Origin of the sequence: Bradyrhizobium sp. CCBAU 25360, from assembly GCF_028128695.1 — a bacterium.
In the GTDB taxonomy this organism is placed as follows: Bacteria; Pseudomonadota; Alphaproteobacteria; order Rhizobiales; family Xanthobacteraceae; genus Bradyrhizobium; species Bradyrhizobium ottawaense.
Map to the genome: position 1 here is coordinate 268,308 of NZ_LBJA01000045.1, position 17,261 is coordinate 285,568.

The 17,261-nt window shown below is 64.1% G+C and carries 15 protein-coding genes; 10 read left to right on the top strand and 5 right to left on the bottom strand.

Annotated elements, in window-relative coordinates; translation table 11 throughout:
- Positions 1-120: 120 nt before the first annotated feature.
- Both XH81_RS35355 and XH81_RS35360 read left to right on the top strand, forming a co-directional pair.
- Positions 121-648 (top strand): carboxymuconolactone decarboxylase family protein, encoded by a 528-nt coding sequence (locus XH81_RS35355; RefSeq protein ID WP_028145150.1) that lies wholly within the window; start codon positions 121-123, stop codon positions 646-648.
- A 26-nt stretch (positions 649-674) separates the two neighbouring features.
- Positions 675-977: a nucleoside triphosphate pyrophosphohydrolase family protein gene (locus XH81_RS35360; RefSeq protein WP_028145149.1), complete on the top strand. Its 303-nt coding sequence runs from the start codon at positions 675-677 to the stop codon at positions 975-977.
- A gap of 135 nt (positions 978-1,112) precedes the next feature.
- Here the strand turns inward: XH81_RS35360 and glsA are convergent, their stop codons facing one another.
- The 4 genes from glsA to XH81_RS35380 all read right to left on the bottom strand — a co-directional run bounded on the left by glsA (position 1,113) and on the right by XH81_RS35380 (position 6,913).
- Positions 1,113-2,960 carry a glutaminase A gene (glsA, locus tag XH81_RS35365; RefSeq protein WP_028145148.1) on the bottom strand — a complete coding sequence of 616 codons (1,848 nt, stop codon included), beginning with the start codon at positions 2,958-2,960 and terminating at the stop codon, positions 1,113-1,115.
- A 21-nt stretch (positions 2,961-2,981) separates the two neighbouring features.
- Positions 2,982-5,057 carry a TRAP transporter permease gene (locus tag XH81_RS35370; RefSeq protein WP_028145147.1) on the bottom strand — a complete coding sequence of 692 codons (2,076 nt, stop codon included), beginning with the start codon at positions 5,055-5,057 and terminating at the stop codon, positions 2,982-2,984.
- Positions 5,058-5,207: 150 nt separating this feature from the next.
- A complete protein-coding gene (locus tag XH81_RS35375) occupies positions 5,208-6,374 on the bottom strand; it encodes a TAXI family TRAP transporter solute-binding subunit (protein WP_028145146.1) in 1,167 nt (388 codons plus the stop codon).
- Between the two features lie 317 nt (positions 6,375-6,691).
- Positions 6,692-6,913, bottom strand: coding sequence for an acetyl-CoA carboxylase biotin carboxyl carrier protein subunit (locus XH81_RS35380; RefSeq protein WP_028145145.1), 222 nt, complete (start codon positions 6,911-6,913; stop codon positions 6,692-6,694).
- 94 nt (positions 6,914-7,007) lie between these two features.
- On the opposite strand from XH81_RS35380, the gene XH81_RS35385 reads away from it, so the two are divergent.
- The 4 genes from XH81_RS35385 (at position 7,008) to XH81_RS35400 (ending at position 12,319) form a co-directional block, all read left to right on the top strand.
- On the top strand, positions 7,008-7,982 hold the full coding sequence (locus XH81_RS35385; RefSeq protein ID WP_028145144.1) for an IclR family transcriptional regulator: 975 nt from the start codon (positions 7,008-7,010) through the stop codon (positions 7,980-7,982).
- Complete coding sequence (locus XH81_RS35390) at positions 7,912-9,471, top strand: acyl-CoA carboxylase subunit beta (protein WP_271596803.1); 1,560 nt, start codon at positions 7,912-7,914, stop codon at positions 9,469-9,471. The genes XH81_RS35385 and XH81_RS35390 overlap by 71 nt, the downstream gene beginning before the upstream one ends.
- Positions 9,472-9,740: 269 nt before the next feature.
- A complete protein-coding gene (locus tag XH81_RS35395; protein WP_028145142.1) occupies positions 9,741-11,438 on the top strand; it encodes a GMC family oxidoreductase in 1,698 nt (565 codons plus the stop codon).
- 287 nt (positions 11,439-11,725) lie between these two features.
- Positions 11,726-12,319: a hypothetical protein gene (locus tag XH81_RS35400; protein ID WP_162832234.1), complete on the top strand. Its 594-nt coding sequence runs from the start codon at positions 11,726-11,728 to the stop codon at positions 12,317-12,319.
- Between the two features lie 99 nt (positions 12,320-12,418).
- Here the strand turns inward: XH81_RS35400 and XH81_RS35405 are convergent, their stop codons facing one another.
- On the bottom strand, positions 12,419-13,894 hold the full coding sequence (locus tag XH81_RS35405; RefSeq protein WP_028145141.1) for an FAD-binding oxidoreductase: 1,476 nt from the start codon (positions 13,892-13,894) through the stop codon (positions 12,419-12,421).
- 193 nt (positions 13,895-14,087) lie between these two features.
- On the opposite strand from XH81_RS35405, the gene acuR reads away from it, so the two are divergent.
- The 4 genes from acuR (at position 14,088) to XH81_RS35425 (ending at position 17,018) form a co-directional block, all read left to right on the top strand.
- The gene (gene acuR, locus XH81_RS35410) at positions 14,088-14,774 is read left to right on the top strand and encodes an acrylate utilization transcriptional regulator AcuR (RefSeq protein ID WP_049801668.1); all 687 of its coding nucleotides are present in this window, start codon (positions 14,088-14,090) and stop codon (positions 14,772-14,774) included.
- A gap of 7 nt (positions 14,775-14,781) precedes the next feature.
- Positions 14,782-15,357 carry a peroxidase-related enzyme gene (locus XH81_RS35415; protein WP_028145140.1) on the top strand — a complete coding sequence of 192 codons (576 nt, stop codon included), beginning with the start codon at positions 14,782-14,784 and terminating at the stop codon, positions 15,355-15,357.
- A gap of 111 nt (positions 15,358-15,468) precedes the next feature.
- On the top strand, positions 15,469-16,275 hold the full coding sequence (locus tag XH81_RS35420; protein ID WP_028145139.1) for a CoA transferase subunit A: 807 nt from the start codon (positions 15,469-15,471) through the stop codon (positions 16,273-16,275).
- A complete protein-coding gene (locus tag XH81_RS35425; RefSeq protein ID WP_028145138.1) occupies positions 16,272-17,018 on the top strand; it encodes a CoA-transferase in 747 nt (248 codons plus the stop codon). The genes XH81_RS35420 and XH81_RS35425 overlap by 4 nt, the downstream gene beginning before the upstream one ends.
- The last annotated feature ends 243 nt before the right edge of the window (positions 17,019-17,261 follow it).

Consider the following 17,261-nt stretch of genomic DNA (forward strand, 5'->3'; position numbering starts at 1 on the left):
TGCGGCGGCAATTTGACTCGATAATGTTGCTCCTGCGTCCTCGCGCGAATAGAGTCTTTGGGAACTTGCGCGGACGACGACAAAAAGCATCAAAAAATCAGGGAAAACTTCAGGAAAATCATGGCCCGCATCAACTACAGCGACCCGTCCAAGGCATCCGACCGCACCCGCGAAATTCTCGACAAGAACCGCAACGCCAACATCTTCCGCATGATGGCGCACTCGCCAAGCTATTTCGAGCAGTACTGCCGCCTGGGGGGCGCCATCCGTCACAAGGGCGAGCTCGATCCGGTCGTGCGCGAGCTTGCGATCACCCGCACCGGCATCTTGTGCGAGGCGCCGTACGAGATCGTCGCGCACAAGCGGATCGGCAAGAATGTCGGCGTCACCGACGCGCAGAACGAGGCGCTCGAAAACTGGCAGGCGGCGACGTGCTTCAACGAGGTGCAGCGCGCCGCGCTCGCCTTCACCGACGAGATCGTGAAACTCAAGAAGCCGACGGATGCGACCTTCAAGGCGATCGCAGCGAAGCTGACGCCGGCTGCGCTGGTCGAGCTGCAGCTCTCGGTCGGCTTCTACATCATGACGTCAAAATTCCTGGAGACGTTTGAGATCGATCTCCAGCCCGTTACCGAAGTGGTGGGCTGATCGAAGCACCGCGGCGAGGGATGCCAATGACGATCGATGAATATGCGGCCTGGGCCGCGAGCGTTGCGAAAGTCGATGAACATCCGTCCAACGAGCGGCTGTCCTATCTCGGTCTCGGCCTCGCGGGCGAGGCCGGCGAGGTGGCCGAGCACATCAAGAAGCTGTTGCGCGATGACTGGCTCGACAAGGCTGGCCTCGTCGATGAGCTCGGCGACGTCATCTATTACTGGGCCTGCCTCTGCGCGACGACCGGCCAGAAGCCGTCCGAGCTGCTCGAAAGGAGCGCGGCAAAGATCAAGCGGCGGCTGAGCGAGGCGGCGAGCCGGTAGGGCAAGAGATGTAGGCTGGACACCGACAGCCTCCACAGCGTCATGCCGGGCTCGTCCCGGCCATGCCATGCAGCACGATGGACGTGGATGCCCGGGACAGGCCCGGGCATGACGACCTGTCGTGAATGAGCTGCTCTACATCGATGTCAGAATATCCACCTTGGCGTTGGCGACAATCAGGCGGTCGGCGAGGAGCTGGGCGAGGTTGCGCATGATGCGCTCGCTGGCGTGCGGGTGCCGCTGGCGGAAGCGTTCGAATTCCTGCAGCGGAGCCTCATAGGCGGTCGCTGCCATGTCGGCGAAGACGTCGGCCGAGCGCGTGGATTCCAGCAGCGCCATCTCGCCGAACGCCATGCCCGCGGTCAGCGTCGCGAGCCGCACGCCGTCAGGCAGCGTGACGTGCACGGCGCCGCTGCGCAGGAAAAACAGGGAATCGGCGGGATCGCCCGTGGTGAGAATCTTCGCGCCGGACTGATAGGTGCGGATGGTGCAGATCGAGGTGAGGTCAGTCAGCTCGTCCTCGCCGAGGCCCTCGAGCAGCGGTTGCTCGGCAAGCTCGGTGGTCTCGTGGAAGTCGATCGAGCCGCCGTAGCGGTAGACGATCTGGTCTTCGGCCCATTCGATCGCGGTGTCGAGCAGGTAGAAGTCGCGGACGTTCTTCAGCTCGGCCGTCCATTCCCGCAACGTGTCCCATTCCTTGGATGCGCGCCTGACGCCCGACAGCACCACCGTGACATTCAGCGCCGCGAGCTCCTCGAACGCTTCGGCGACGAGCCGCGCCCCGGCGCGCGTGGTGGAGGTGACGCGGTGCAGATCGAAGATCACGAATTGCGGACGGGGCCGCCCCGCAAGCCGCCGGGAGACGTAGTCGACCGCGGACAGTGACAGCGTGCCGACCAGCTCGATGATCCGCACCTCCTGCTCATGGGCGGCGAGAATCTCGCGCTCCTGCGGCCGGCGCACGCGGCGCGACGGGCTCTTGCCGATATCGTAGTCGGCGATGACGGCGTTGCGCGCATCGTCGCTGCGGTTGAGCATGTGCAGATCGTAATGTGAGGACAGCGCCTCGCAGACCTTGATGCCGCGCACGCTGTTGCCGTGCTTGTCGAGCCTTGGCGAATAGCTGCCGAGCCCGAGCCGGGCGGGGAGGGCGGCAAGGATGCCGCCGCCGACGCCGCTCTTGGCGGGAATGCCGATCCGGTAGATCCATTCGCCGGCATAGTCGTACATGCCCGAGGACGTCATCACCGACAGCGTGCGGGAGATCGCGTAAGGCGTCAGCACCTGCTCACCCGTGACCGGATTGACGCCGCGATTGGCGAGGGTCGCCGCCATCACCGCGATGTCGCGCGCGGTGACCAGCACCGCGCATTGCCGGAAATAGACGTCGAGCACGCCTGCGACATTGTCCGAGATCACCGCGTTGGTCTTCAAGAGATAACCGATCGCGCGGTTGCGGTCGCCGGTCTGGCTCTCCGAGCCGTAGACGGCTTCGTCCACGGCGAGATCGCGACCCGCGAAGCGGCTCAGCGCCAGGCGTATCTGCTCGAAGGCATCTGCGCCCTTGCTGTCGTAAATCAGCCCGGTGCAGGCGATCGCGCCGGCATTGACCATCGGGTTGAACGGGTGGTTCTCGGAATTGAGCCGGATCGAGTTGAAAGGATCGCCCGACGGTTCGACGCCGATCGCGCTCTCGACCCTGCCGGCGCCGAGCAGGTCGAGCGCCAGCGCGAACACGAACGGTTTTGACATCGATTGGATGGTGAAGGGCACCCTGGAGTCGCCGACCTCATAGACATGGCCGTCGAGCGTGGCGAGGCTGATGCCAAAATAGGCAGGATCGGCCTTGCTCAGTTCGGGGATGTAGTCGGCGACGCTGCCCGAGGTTTCGGCGGAGAATTCGTTGAGGCAATTGTCCAGAAACCGCAGCAAGGGCGGCTTCGAGCGGGTCCAGGCGGCGGCGAGAGGAGAGAGCGGGGTCATCGCCTCTCTTGTGCAACGCAATCAGGGTACGCGCAACCCGTTCGGTACCACGGCCTGCCGCCGGACCAGCAGCAGGGCGAGCAGAACCGTGGGTGCAAGGATGGCAAGGCCCAGCAGCGTCACCTGCAGCTGCGACAGCGGCATGATCCCGCCGCCCGGTGTCGCCACCACGAAGCCGCCGATCACCAGCAGAACGCGGATCGGCCATTCCAGCCCGCCGGCGCTGCGTAAGTCCCCGACGAAGGGCTGATAGCCCTGGATGCCGCCGCAGATGAACAGCGTGCCGAACGCAGCAAGTCCCATCAGGCCGAGACCGGCGAGATACGGGCTCGGCCCTTGCAGCACCAGCGCCGGATTGAGCACGAAGAAGAACGGGATGAAATAGATGATGCTGCCGACCCACATCGATTCCCAGCCCGTCTTCATCGCCGGCGAGCCGGCAATGCCTGCGGCCGCGAAGGAGGCGATCGCGACCGGCGGGGTGATCGAGGACAGCATGCCCCAATAGAAGATGAACATGTGCACGGCCATCTTGTTCAGCCCGAGCTTCTCCAGTGCGGGCGCGACCAGGATGGCAAGGAAGATGTAGCAGGCCGTCGTCGTCAGCCCGAGGCCGAGGATCAGGCTGGTGACCGCGCACATGCCGAGCAGCAGGAAGGGATTGTCGCCGGCAATATGCAAGAGATCGTTAGCAAGGCTCGACACCACTCCGGTCATCGAGAACGCGCCGATCAGGAGACCGCAGCCGGCGAGGATGCCGACGAGCTCGACAAAGGTGCGGCCGTTGACCTCGAGGAATTTTCCGATCGTCGCAAGGGTCCAGCGGGTGTCCTTGGAGAAGAACTGGTTGAGCACCAGCAGCAGCGCGGTCGCGTAGAACGGCGCATGGCTTTCGCGCTTGAAGTAGAGCAGCATCACGATCAGCAGGGCGATGACGAAGACGTAGTACCAGCCGTCCTTGATCGTATCCATGATCCGCGGCAGCTCGGCGCGCGGAATCCCCTTCAGCCCGTGGCGCGCGGCGTAGGTATCGACCTGCATGAACAGGCCGACATAATAGAGCGCGGCCGGGATGATCGCGGCGACCGCGACCTCGGCGTAGCTGATATTGAGGAACTGCGCGATCACGAAGGCGGTCGCGCCCATCACCGGCGGCGCCAGCACCGCGCCGGTCGAGGCGCAGGCCTCGATCGCGCCGGCATAGGAGGCGCGAAAGCCGCTCTTCTTCATCACGGGGATGGTCATGGTGCCGGCGGTCAGCACGTTGGAGATGATCGAGCCCGACATCATGCCGAGCAGGCCGCTCGCGAAGATGCAGACCTTGGCCGCGCCGCCGCGGAACGTCCCGCACATCGCGAAAGAGAGGTTGATGAAGAATTTGCCGGCGCCCGTCATCATCAGCGCAGTGCCGAATACGAGGAAGCCGATCACGGTATCGGCGAAGGCCTGGATCGGAATGCCGAGCAGGCTCTCGCCCGACAGCACGTGATAGGCGGTCGCCTGCTCCAACGTCGATTGCGTGCCGCGGAAAGGGCCGAGCCAGCTGGATTCGGCGAACAGCGGATAGACGGTGAAGGGGAGCACGCTCAACAGCAGGCTCCAGCCGCCGGTGCGGCGCAGCGCCTCCATCAGCATCACCCACATCACGAGCCCCGCGGCGATCACGTTGTTCGGCGCGCCGCCGAATTCCCAACCGGCCTCCGCCGCCTTGCGCACGTTCGACATCAGCAGCAGCGCTGCGGCGAAAGTCGCGGCGAACAAGACGAGGTCGTACCAGGGAATCCGGTCGAGCGGGGCGCGCTCGGAGCCCGGAAAGATCAGGAAGGTGAAGGGCAGCATCAACGCGATCAGGAGATAGAAATACTCCGTGTTGAGCTGGGTGTAGCCGATGAAGAAGCGCAACGAGAATTGCTGGTTGATGCAGAGCAGGATCGTGGCCGCGGTCGCCGCGACCAGCGTCCAGCGCCAGGCGCCGCGCAAGGTGCGCACGCGCGTGACTTCGGCCTCCTGCATGTTGCCGGCCGCGCCATGTGGATCGTCGAATACGACCCGCTTGGTCTCGTCTTGCGGGGCAGTGGAGGTGGAAACGGAAGACATCAATCGACCCCGCGCGTGGGCTGGTAACTAATTAGGCGAATGGCCGTTGGTTGACTCGAATGCGGCCGCGAGCTCGCTCAACCTCTCCCGCAAGCGGGAGAGGCGGCGCACCTGACGCGAAGCAACGGTCAAGCTCAATGTCGGCACACTCTAATCCTCGAACCCGTTCGGCATGTCGGCTTTCGCAAGCGCCGTCGCGCGCGCCTTCATCCAGCCGTCGAGAAACGCCTTGTCGTCCGACGGCGGGTTGGACTTGCCGTAATCGGCCCACGCGGCTGCCAGCACCTCCTGCCGCTTGATCAGCTTGTTGTTGTGCGTCTCCTGCGCATCGCTCCATTGCCCGGCTTCCTTCAGCGCCTTCACCGAGCCGGGATGCACCGGCACCACCCAGTTCTTGGTCTGGCGGTCGGCGGCGAGGCCGCCGGCGCCGGGCGCGGAGTCCTTGTAGGCATCGTAGTTGACGATCATCGCCTTGGTGATCGCATAGACCTGGTCGGCCGGCTGCGAGGCATAGGCGACGAAGATCGGGTAGGGGTAGTTGCCGAGCTCGACCGGCTTGTCCGGCGAGATGCCGGCCCCGCAGGTCGCGACTTGCGGGAAGAAGAACGAGCCGACCTTCTGCATCCGCGCCCAGCCTTCCTTGTCCTTGGCGGGCAGCGGCGGCCAGATCAGGCCACGCGGCGAGGTCTCGGCTTCCTTGGCGGGGCCGGTGATGGTGGTGCCGAAAGCGGCATCGACGTCGTTGTTGATCAGGCCTTTCCACATCGCGCCGTAGCTTGCGAATTCGACGGCCTTGACGTCCTTCTGCGTCAGCCCGGCGAAGGCGAGCACTGCGAGCGAGTTCTGGTTCAGCGCGGGTGAGCCGACCACGAAGCCGACACGCTTGCCCTTGAGGTCCTTCAGCTCCTTCACACCGGTGTCGGCGGCGACGCCAAGCGATCCGCAATTGCAGTCGACGGTCGAGAGCAGGATCTGAAGCGGCTGCGGACCCCATTCCTTCGCGCCGAACTCGAACATGCCTTCCTGCGCGAAGTAGGTGCCGGATCCCATCGCCGAGGATGCCGCGCGCTTGGCGCGCAGCGGCGCGAGGCGGGCGACGTCGTTCCCTGCGGGCAGCACGCGCACATCGGTGCCGTATTTGTCCTTCATCATCTTGCCGACGCCGACGGCGATGTTGAAGCCGGCCGTTCCGGTGTCATAGGCGGTGAACGTCAACGTCGCCGGCAGCTTGATGTCTTCGGCGAACGAATAGCGTGTAGACGCAAAAGAGATGCCCGCCACCAAGGCAGGCGCGAGCATGAGCAGCCCACGAAGCATGTTTCCCTCCAATGATCGTCGCGTTTGCCGCGAAGAATTTCGTTCTTTGTTTGAAACAGAGTTTTGTTTGCGACGGATCATGTCACCCGCATCAGGCGATGGCAACGCCGTACCGGGAATGCGACGCATCGGACTGACACATTGTCGCGGAGGATGCAGCCTCGCGGCGAATACGGAGTGCTCGGCCCATGGTTCGAGACGCGCCGTAAGCGGCGCTCCTCATCATGAGGTCTACGAATCTGCGGCGAAAACAGACCTTATCCCGAGGAGCCCGCCGTAGCAGGCGTCTCGAAGGATGGCCACGAAGAGAACGCACTTCAGCTCGCGACAATCGCGACCGCCTGTCCCTCGGCAACGACGTCGTCGAGTTTCACCAGAAGCGATGTGATGGTGCCGTTCGCGGGCGAGGATACCGGTATCTCCATCTTCATGGCTTCGACGATTACAACGTCATCGCCATCCGCAACGGTTCCTCCAACTTGCACGGGAGTTGCGCAGACGCGCCCGGCGACCTCCGTGACGATCTTAATTTCTGGCATGCCATCGCCTTTTTGTTGTCGTCGCAAAATGCCTGAGGTAGCGTCGTCTGCAAGTGGAATTTAATTCCGCACAGCGGAACAAACGGTAGGGAACATGGGACGACGATCCGAGCGGTTGAGTAGGCAAGGTGTGCTCGCTGGCGATGCCGGTGAGGGTGATGTCATCCAGGTGGTCTCGCGCGCGTTCGACGTGTTGCGATGCTTCGAGGGCCACGAGGCAAGGCTCGGCAATCTCGAGATTTCAAATCGCTGCGGCCTGCCGCGCTCGACGGTGTCGCGGCTCACGCACACGCTGACGCGGATGGGCCAGCTGGTCTACCTGCCGCGCGATCAGAAATATCGCATCGGCCCGAGCGCGGTGGCGATGAGTGCCTCGATGATGAAGGGCGCGCAGCTGCGCAGCATGATCCGGCAACGGCTTCAGGAAGTCGCCGAGCAGCTGCCGGGCACAGTCGGCCTCGTCGTGCCCGATCGCTTCCATCTGGTCTATCTGCAGTTCGCGCGCTCGCCGACCGCCCTCGGCCTGCACGAGGGCACCGGCAGCCGCATCTCGATGGCCTCGACCGCCGCGGGCGCGGCCTACACCGCGGCGCTGGCGCCGGAGATCGGCGATGCCTTCATCGCGGACGTGGAACGGGAAGCGCCCGAGGCTGCGAAGATCCTGAAACCCCGCATTGAAGCCAATCGGCAGATGTTGCGTGAGCGCGGATATGTCGTGGCCTGTGGCCTCTGGAGCCCGCACATCAACGGGCTCGCGGTGCCGATCTGGTCGCCGCAGTACCAGACCTACGTCGTCATCACGATCGGCCTTCTGTCCACGATGTATGACGAGCAGCGGCTGCATGCCGAAGTCGCACCCCTGATGCTCGAGCTCGGCCGTTCGCTCGGCAGCCTGATGGAAGGCGCGGAAGGCGACGCCTTCAACAACCGCATCCCGCGTAAACCGGTCGCAATGGCCGTGCACAACAATAACAAGCCGATCAATTCGGAGGGAGTGAATGAACTGGAAGCCGGAACTCGACGAGCTCGCCCGGCGCGAAGCCTTCGCGCGGGAGATGGGCGGCGTTGACAAGGTCAAGCGACAGCATGACCAGGGCCGGCTGACTGTTCGGGAGCGTATCGACAAGCTGATCGATCGCGGCAGCTTCCACGAGATCGGTGCCGTCTCCGGCATCGGTGAGTACGATAGCAGCGGCGAGCTGCAGAAACTGACGCCGGCGAACTGCGTGTTCGGCCGCGCGCGCGTCGACGGCCGCACCGTGGTTGTGGTCGGCGACGACTTTACGGTACGGGGCGGCTCGGCGGATGCGTCCATTTCCGCAAAGCCGCTGATGGCGGAGGAGATGGCGCATGATTTCCGCCTGCCGATCGTCCGCATCATCGAGGGCTCCGGCGGCGGCGGTTCGGTCAAGACCATCGAGACCAAGGGCGCGGCGAATCTGCCTGGAGGCATCGGCGGCACGCGCTGGTATCGCTTCACGACGGAGAATTTGTCGCGCGTTCCCGTGGTCGCCCTTGGCCTTGGCTCGGTCGCAGGGCTCGGTGCCGCGCGGCTTGCCGCCAGCCACTATTCGATCATGACGAGGAAGTCCGCGATGTTCGTCGCGGGGCCGCCGGTGGTGAAGGCGCTCGGGCAGGACCTCTCGAAGGAGGATCTCGGCGGCGCCGACATCCAGACCCGCGCCGGCGCGGTCGATCATGCCGTCGATACGGAAGAAGAGGCGTTCGCCTGCGCGCGGCGCTTCCTGTCCTATCTGCCGTCATCGGTCTATGAGCTGCCGCCGACCTTGCCCTGCACCGACAATCCCGAGCGCTCCGAAGAGGCGCTGATGAACGCGGTGCCGCGCAACCGCAAGCAGGTCTACAAGATGCGGCCCATTATCGAGTCCGTCGTGGACAAGGGCTCGTTCTTCGAGGTCGGCAAGAATTTCGGCAAGCCCATCATCGTCGGTCTCGCGCGACTCGAGGGCAGGGCGGTGCTGGTCCTCGCCAGCGATAGCTTTCATTATGGCGGCTCCTGGACGGCGGATGCCTGCCAGAAGGTGGTGCGCTGGGTCGACTTCGCCGAAACTTTTCATCTGCCGGTCGTCTATCTCATGGACTGCCCGGGCTTCATGATCGGCCTCGATGCCGAGAAGGCCGCCACCATCCGCCACGGCGTTCGCGCCATGGCTGCGGTGAACCAGACCACCGTGCCCTGGTGCACCGTGATCCTGCGCAACGCGTTTGGTGTTGCGGGTGTCGTGCACCAGCCGGCCGACCGCTTCTCGATCCGCTATGCCTGGCCGTCGGCCTATTGGGGCTCGCTGCCGCTCGAAGGCGGCATCGAGGCTGCCTACCGCGCCGACATTGATGCTGCCGAGGACAAGGCGGAGAAGCTCAAGGAGATCGAGGAGCGCCTCAACAAGCTGCGCTCGCCGTTCCGCTCGGCCGAAAAATTCTGGGTCGAGGAGATCATCGATCCCCGCAAGACAAGGTCGCTGCTGTGCGAGTTCGCGCGCCTCGCCGAGCCGCTGCGAAAAGCCGGGCCGCCGGAGAACTTTTCGATCCGGCCGTAGGCACCGTGTGCCAAGCCGTGACGCTCGTGCCCCGGACGCAGCGCAGCGCCGCCGAAGATGCGAAGCATCGTCCGGCGGTGGTGCGCTGCAGAGCCGGGGCCCATGCCACAGCGAGTCCGGAGCCTCCTGGGTCCCGGCTCTGCGCAGCAACGCTACGCGTTGCGGCGCGTCCGGGACACGAGAAGCTGCGCCGGTGCGATCCAAAGCCCTTCCACGGCAAAGCAATAACGCGTTAAGCTCCGCCAACAAGAACAACAGGAAACGCCATCGTGTATGACTTCATTATCGTGGGCGGCGGCTCGGCGGGGTCCGTGCTGGCCCACCGGCTCTCCGCGAAAAGTGCCAACAAGGTCCTGCTGTGCGAAGCCGGGCAGGACACGCCGCCCGGCAACGAGCCGGCCGAGATCAGGGACAGCTATCCGGGTACGGCCTATTTCGATCCGCGCTTCCACTGGACCGAGCTCAAGGTCACGACGCAGGTCGTCAGCCACAACAACCCGCACGTGGGCCGGCCCCCCTTGCGCAAATACGAGCAGGCGCGCGTGCTCGGCGGCGGCTCATCGATCAACGGCCAGATGGCCAACCGCGGTGCTCCCACCGATTACGACGAATGGGACGCGCGCGGCGCCGAAGGGTGGACCTGGAACGACGTGCTGCCCTTCTTCAAGAAGGTCGAGCGCGATCTCGATTTCGACGGACCGTACCATGGCAAGGATGGCCGGATCCCGGTCCGCCGCATCCCGCGCGAGCACTGGACGCGGCATTCGCAGGCCTTCGCCGATGCTTTCCAGCAGGCCGGCCACCGATTCCTGCCGGACCAGAACGGCGAGTTCGTCGACGGCTATTTCCCGGTGACGCATTCCAATCAGGCCGAGCAGCGCGTCTCGGCCGCGATGGGCTATCTCGACCGCGACACCCGCCAGCGCGCCAATCTCACGATCTCCACCAACACGCAAGTGCGCGAGCTGCTGTTCGAGGGGACGCGATGCGTCGGCGTGAAGGCCGTCGTGGACGGACGCGAGCAGGAATTCCGTGGACGCGAGATCATCCTCTCCAGCGGCGCCATCCATTCGCCGGCGCATCTGCTCCGCGCCGGCATCGGGCCGGTCGGCCATCTCAAGGATATGGGGATTCCCGTGCTGATGGGACTGCCGGGTGTCGGTCAGCGCCTGATGGATCATCCCTCGATCTCGCTGTCGTCTTTTGTCCGCCGCGGCGCGCGCATGAACGAGCACACCAGGCGCCACATGCAGCTTGGCCTGCGCTACTCGTCGGGTCTCGAAGGTGTGCCGAAGGGCGACATGTTCGTCGTCCTGCTCTCCAAGTCGGCCTGGCATGCGGTCGGCGAGCAGATCGGCTCGCTCTTGACCTTCGTCAACAAGACCTATTCCGAGACCGGACAGGTCAAGCTGGCCTCGCGCGATCCGTCGGCAGAGCCGATCGTCGAGTTCAACCTGTTGTCCGACCGGCGCGATCTCGATCGCCTGATGAGCGGCTTCCGCAAGATGGCGGCGGTGCAGATGAGCGACGTGGTCAAGGCGGTGACGGACAAGCCGTTCCCGGCCGCCTATACGGACAAGGTCCGCAAGATCGGCGTGGTCAACACCAGGAACAGGATCTTGACCAAGATCGCCGCGACCTTGATGGACGGACCGGCGGCGCTGCGTCACTACATGATCGACAATTTCGTGGTCGAGGGTTTTACCTTCGATCAGGTGATGAACGACGACGAGGCGCTGGAAGCCTTCGTGCGCAAGGCGACCATCGGCGTCTGGCACGCCTCCTGCTCATGCCGCATGGGCCGGGCCGACGATCCGATGGCGGTGGTCGACAATCAGGGCCGCGTCAAGGGCATCCAGGGCCTGCGCGTCGTCGACGCCTCGATCTTTCCGGTGGTGCCATGCGCCAACACCAACTTTCCCGTGTTGATGTCGGCGGAGAAGATCGCGGCAGCGATGATGCAGTGAATGGCGGCGTCGTGCCGATCACGGGTAGCGCAGTGACGAGGAGAGCTTGCTGTGGAATCCACGACCCATGCGAACCGGACTTGATTGCATGCGCTGCGTTGGACGCGCGGAGCGCTCATTCGTTCTCTGCGAGTTAATCATTTCGGTCGCTATTTGTAGGCTATGATGATTACAGACAGCGTCGCGCGGACGCAGCCATTTTCAGCCGCTCTTTAGGCCCATTTCAGCCAAACTGTTATTGATTTCTCGTTGCCTGGGGCAGGACCACTCTATTTTGGAGTCCTGCAATGTACAGGCTAGTAATTTCTGCGTATCTCTTCGTTGTCTTGAGCTCTGTTACTTCGGAAGCGCGACCTTATCGCATTCATCATGCTTCCGAATGCAACGTCACCATGCCTTGCGACTTCTCGTATTCGCAGATGCAGCGCGAGCGGACTTTCAAGTCTTCAATTACTTCCAGATACTCACTGAATTCCAGGCCGTCACTGCAAGCGTACCGCTCGACGCAACTGACAGTGACCGATGCTGGGGGCGCCGCCACGCCGGCGACCGTCTCCAGTGCCTCCGGGGCTCGCGTCGTCGGTGGTCGTCCGGCAGGTTGCCCTTCGTCCTTCTGCGGCTGCGGCGCGGCTCTGCGCGTGTTCGGTCGTATCGTGCCGGAATTGAATCTTGCGGCCAATTGGCTGCGCTTTCCGCGGACATCACCCGCACCGGGAATGGTTGCTGCGCGACGAGGACACGTTTTCGTTCTGGAGCAGCACCTCGGAGGCGATGTCTGGATGGCCTATGACGCCAACTCGGGCGGACACGCCACGCGAATCCACGCACGTTCATTGCGAGGGTATGCGATCGTCAATCCGCGCGGCGGTTCGGCGGCTTGAGGGCCGCGGACACCACTCTCGACAAGATCGCGGACGGGTCGCAACATCGTTGCGACCTGCCCACGCTCGACCGATCGTCGGCGCGGGGCGCAGCGTCGGTCACAGCCGCAGCACCTTGCCGGGATTCATGATGTTCTGCGGATCGAGCGCGCGCTTGATGGTTCGCATGATGTCGAGCTCGGTCTTCGAGCGATAATGGCTGAGCTCGTCGAGCTTGTCGATGCCGATGCCGTGTTCCGCCGAGATCGAGCCGCCCATCGAGGTGACGAGATCGTTCACGGCCCGCGTGATGGCCCCCTTGTATTGGGTCAGCGTCTGCTGATCCATGCCTGATGGCCCCATGAACGAAAAATGCAGATTGCCATCGCCGATGTGCCCCAAAGGATAGGGCCTGATGGTCGGGAGAATGTCGAGCACCGCCGTGGTGCCCTTGGCGATGAACTCCGGAATCTTGGAGATGGCCACCGACACATCGAAGCTGAGCCCCGGACCTTCGGCCCGGGACGCCTCGGCGACACTTTCGCGGATGCGCCACATGTTGCGCGCTTGACCGACCGTGTGGGCGATCACCGCATCGAGCACGCGGCAGGCCTCGAGTTGATGGCCAAGAAACTGCTCCATCTTCTCGGACATGCCCTCCGCGCCGTCCTGGCGCGCCCGCGAGGACGACCATTCCAGCAGCAGGTACCATGGCGTGTCGGCCTTGAGAGGATCCTGGGTGCCGGGAATATGGCGCAGCACCATGTCGATGGCGGCCCGGCTCATCAGCTCGCAGGAGCCGACATTGTCCTCGGACGCGCTGTGCGCTTCCGACAGGATCTCGAGGGCCGCGCGCGGATCGCGGATCGCCAGCCACGACGTAGAGACGTCCTTCGGCGCCGGCCACAGCTTGAGCACGGCTTTGGTGATGATGCCCAGCGTGCCCTCGGCGCCCATGAAGAGGTGCTTGAGGTCATAGCCGGTGTTGTCCTTCTTGAGCGCGCGCAATCCGTCCCAGATCTCGCCGCTCGCCAGCACGACCTCGAGACCCAGCACGAGATTGCGGGCATTGCCATAGCGCAGCACCTGCACGCCGCCGGCGTTGGTCGATAGATTGCCGCCGATCATGCACGAGCCCTGGGCGCCGAGGCTGAGCGGCAGGAACCTGTCGTGCCGGCTTGCCGTCTCTTGAAGTGTCTGCAGCACGCAGCCGGCCTCGACCGTCATCGCATAGCCGACGGGATCGACGTCCAGCACGCGGTTCATGCGGCCGAGCGACAACACGATGCCGGTGTGTGCAGGCCAGGGCGTTGCCCCACCCATCAGGCCGGTGTTGCCACCCTGCGGCACGATGGCGACGCCGTGCTCATGGCAAAGCCGGACCACTTTCGAGACCTCCTCGGTGTTGCCAGGACGGACGACGGCGCCGGCACCGCCAACCAGCAGTCCCCGCCAATCCGTCACGAATGGCTGCTTGCCGTGCGCGTCCTCGATGAGGCCCTTCTCACCCACGATCGCGCGCAACGCATCGCGCATCTCGGCCGTCAAGGGAGCGGTCGGAATGGTGGGTTCGGACGACGGAAAGGCAGCCGGCATTTTCGTTTCCCCTGGCGCATCTTGGTGTGCACTGCGCACGTAACGTGCCCGGGTTATTGTCCACGTTTGGCGCGGGGAGTCTAACGGCAAGATGTCTCGAACTGCAGCCGGTGACGAATGCGGTCCGCGGGAGAGTTGAGCCTTGGGACGACGAGCGGTTGATTTTGCAAGACAGTCGGTCTAATAAATCATGATGAATAGAGCAGCCTCGGTTTCAGAGCCGCGCCGACGGGGCCGTCCTCCCAAGGACCAGTCGCAGCCGAATGCGCCGCGCGCGCGTCTGTTGCGGACGGGCGTTGCTATACTGACCGAGAAGGGATTCAGCGCCGTCGGCGTCGAGGAAATCCTGGATTCCGCGGACGTGCCGAAAGGGTCGTTCTATCATTACTTCGACAGCAAGGAGGCTTTTGGCCTCGAGCTGATCGATGCCTATGCCGCCTATTTCGCCCGCAAGCTGGATCGATGGTTCGACGACATTGAGCGGGCTCCGCTGGATCGCCTGCGCGATTTCATCGCAGACGCGCGGTCGGGCATGGCTCGCTACGGCTATCGACGTGGCTGTCTCGTCGGCAATCTCGGGCAAGAGATGGGGGCGCTGCCGGAGCCGTTCCGAAAGCGCCTCGCCGCCGTCTTCAGGGATTGGGAGGCGCGGACCTCACGCTGCCTCCGCGCGGCGCAGCAGGCGGGCGACATCCCCGAAGGCGTCGATTGCGACAGCCTCGCGCAGTTCTTCTGGATCGGCTGGGAGGGCGCGGTGCTGCGGGCGAAGCTGGAAAGACGCCCCGACGCGCTCGACGTCTTCGCGCGAGGATTTCTCGCCATGATCCAGGCGAAGGAACGCGTGATCGTACCGATTTCCATCGACGAGTACCGAGGATAACCAGGCCATGACCCAGGCACTTGCCATCAGCCGCTTCCCTGTCCCTGATCTGGCCGACATGCCAGAGGACATCCGCGCCCGCATCGTCGCCGTCCAGGAGAAGTCCGGCTTCATCCCGAACGTCTTTCTCGTGCTGGCGCACCGGCCGGACGAGTTTCGCGCATTTTTTGCCTATCACGACGCGCTCATGGACAAGCCCGGCAACACCACCAAGGCCGAGCGGGAAATGATCGTGGTTGCGACCAGCAACCTCAATCAATGCCAGTATTGCGTCGTCGCCCATGGCGCGATCCTGCGGATCCGCGCCAAGGATCCGCTGATCGCCGACCAGGTCGCGGTCAATTACCGCAAGGCGGATATCACCGACCGGCAGAAGGCGATGCTCGATTTCGCCGTGCGGGTCTCGACCGAGGCCTACAAGGTTTCCGAATCCGATTTCGCCACGCTGAAATCGCACGGGTTCACGGAAGACGACATCTGGGACATTGCCGCGATCTCGGCCTTCTTCGGTCTCTCCAACCGGCTTGCCAACGTCACCAGCATGCGTCCGAACCCGGAGTTCTACAAGATGGGACGTGGTTGACCGGGTCCGCATGTTCACAATCGGCGGCGCCACGGCTCGGATGACGCGGACGAGTCCGGACGTTGATCTTGTTCGATGGGCCTGACTGGAAATCGAGGGAGAGGTGAAGAGATGACAGACTTCGTAACGCCGCGAGAGATGGCGGAGATGATACCCTCGGGGTGCAAGCTCGGCCTGGCGCCGGACGACTACGCCGCGGCACCAGGACTGGTTCGGATGCTGATCGATCGCGGCATTCGCGATCTCCATGTGGTCTGTGCACCGATCGGCGGCATGCAGGTCGACATGCTCATCGGCGCCGGCGCCGTGGCAACGCTGGAGACGAGCGCCGTCAGTCTCGGCGAAGCCGGCGGCGCGCCCTGTTTCAGCCGGGCTGTCCGCGACGGATCCATTCGCCTCCGTGATGCCACTTGTCCCGCGGTGTTCGCAGGGTTGACGGCCGCGGAGAAGGGCGTTCCGTTCATGCCGATCCGCGGCATCATCGGCAGCGACGTCCTGGAGAAGCGCGACGACTGGAAGGTGACGTCCAATCCGTTCGACGACGGCGAGAAGATCGTCGTGGTCTCGGCGATCCAGCCCGATATCGCTTTGTTTCATGCGCCTGAAGCAGACAGGTTCGGCAATGTGCGGCTGGGCCGCCGACGCGAAACGATGCTGCTGGCCCATGCGTCGAAGCGGGCTTTCGTGACCGTGGAGCACATCTCCGAGACGTCGCTGCTCGAGGACGAGAAGATGGCCGCGGGCGTCTTGCCCGCGATCTATGTGAGCGCGGTGGCACAGCTGAAGAACGGTGGATGGCCCACCGGGCTTTACGCCGAATATCCCAGGGATGGACAGGAAGTCGAGAAATACGCGCGCGCGGCGCGCTCGCCGGAAGGGTTCCAGGCCTACATGCGGGGCGCGAGGAGCGTGGCATGAGCGAGGCGTGCACCAGCCGCGAGTTGATGATCTACACGATCTCGCGGCTGCTGAAGGGCGTGCGGCATGTTGCAGTCGGTCAATCCTCGCCGATGCCGGCGGCGGGAGCGATGCTCTTGCGCGCGCTCAACCAGCGTGACGGATTGGAGCACGTGCAGGTCTCGATCCTCGGGTCGGTCAAGCACAATTCCTTCACTGGCGGTGCCGAGGAGCTGTTCGATTGCGCTGCGCAGGGGCGCCTTGACGCCTTCTTTCTCGGCGGCGGCCAGATCGACGGTCAGGGCAACGTCAATCTCGTTGGCACCGGCGACTATCCGAACAATCCGGTCAGGTGGCCCGGCTCGTTCGGCTCCGCCTATCTGTACTTCCTGGTGCCGCGGGTCATTCTGTTCCGCGAAGAGCACAGCCTGCGATCCCTGGTGGAGCGCGTGGACTTCGTCTCCGCGCCTGGAGTTACCGACGGGACGGTCTATCGGCGAGGCGGCCCTCATGCCCTGCTGACCAATGCGGCGTTGTTTTCCTTCGACCGGGAAGCGGGACGTTTCCGCCTCGAGAGCACGCATCCGGGATATGGTTGGCGCGACATTCGAGGCACGACGGGATTCTCGTACGACAACGAGAGATGCGAGGTCACGACGCCGCTGCCGGACGAGGCGACGCTTGCTTTGATCCGGGGGCGAATCCGCGAGGAACTGCGCGAGTGCTATCCGCAGTTTGCGGGCAATATGCCCGGTCCGAACTGAGGCGGGATTTCGCTCCGGCGACGTTCTCTGTGGCCATCCTTCGAGACGCCCGCCGTTGGCGGGCCCTCAGGATGAGGACGGAGTGTGCGGCAGCACTCTCAACGGGCACCGATGCCGCTTAGCCTCATCCTGAGGAGACCGCAAAGCGGTCGTCTCGAAGGACGAGGCGCGCGCTCGGCTGGCGGAAAATGCCGTATGCGATTGCCCTGCGCTCCCGCGGGGTATTCGCGGCCGAGCGGGACA

Coding starts and splice junctions, on each gene's coding strand:
- XH81_RS35355 (WP_028145150.1), top strand. CDS start 121: ATGGCCCGCATCAACTACAGCGACCCGTCCAAGGCATCCGACCGCACC.
- XH81_RS35360 (WP_028145149.1), top strand. CDS start 675: ATGACGATCGATGAATATGCGGCCTGGGCCGCGAGCGTTGCGAAAGTC.
- glsA (WP_028145148.1), bottom strand. CDS start 2,960: ATGACCCCGCTCTCTCCTCTCGCCGCCGCCTGGACCCGCTCGAAGCCG.
- XH81_RS35370 (WP_028145147.1), bottom strand. CDS start 5,057: ATGTCTTCCGTTTCCACCTCCACTGCCCCGCAAGACGAGACCAAGCGG.
- XH81_RS35375 (WP_028145146.1), bottom strand. CDS start 6,374: ATGCTTCGTGGGCTGCTCATGCTCGCGCCTGCCTTGGTGGCGGGCATC.
- XH81_RS35380 (WP_028145145.1), bottom strand. CDS start 6,913: ATGCCAGAAATTAAGATCGTCACGGAGGTCGCCGGGCGCGTCTGCGCA.
- XH81_RS35385 (WP_028145144.1), top strand. CDS start 7,008: ATGGGACGACGATCCGAGCGGTTGAGTAGGCAAGGTGTGCTCGCTGGC.
- XH81_RS35390 (WP_271596803.1), top strand. CDS start 7,912: ATGAACTGGAAGCCGGAACTCGACGAGCTCGCCCGGCGCGAAGCCTTC.
- XH81_RS35400 (WP_162832234.1), top strand. CDS start 11,726: ATGTACAGGCTAGTAATTTCTGCGTATCTCTTCGTTGTCTTGAGCTCT.
- XH81_RS35405 (WP_028145141.1), bottom strand. CDS start 13,894: ATGCCGGCTGCCTTTCCGTCGTCCGAACCCACCATTCCGACCGCTCCC.
- acuR (WP_049801668.1), top strand. CDS start 14,088: ATGAATAGAGCAGCCTCGGTTTCAGAGCCGCGCCGACGGGGCCGTCCT.
- XH81_RS35415 (WP_028145140.1), top strand. CDS start 14,782: ATGACCCAGGCACTTGCCATCAGCCGCTTCCCTGTCCCTGATCTGGCC.
- XH81_RS35420 (WP_028145139.1), top strand. CDS start 15,469: ATGACAGACTTCGTAACGCCGCGAGAGATGGCGGAGATGATACCCTCG.
- XH81_RS35425 (WP_028145138.1), top strand. CDS start 16,272: ATGAGCGAGGCGTGCACCAGCCGCGAGTTGATGATCTACACGATCTCG.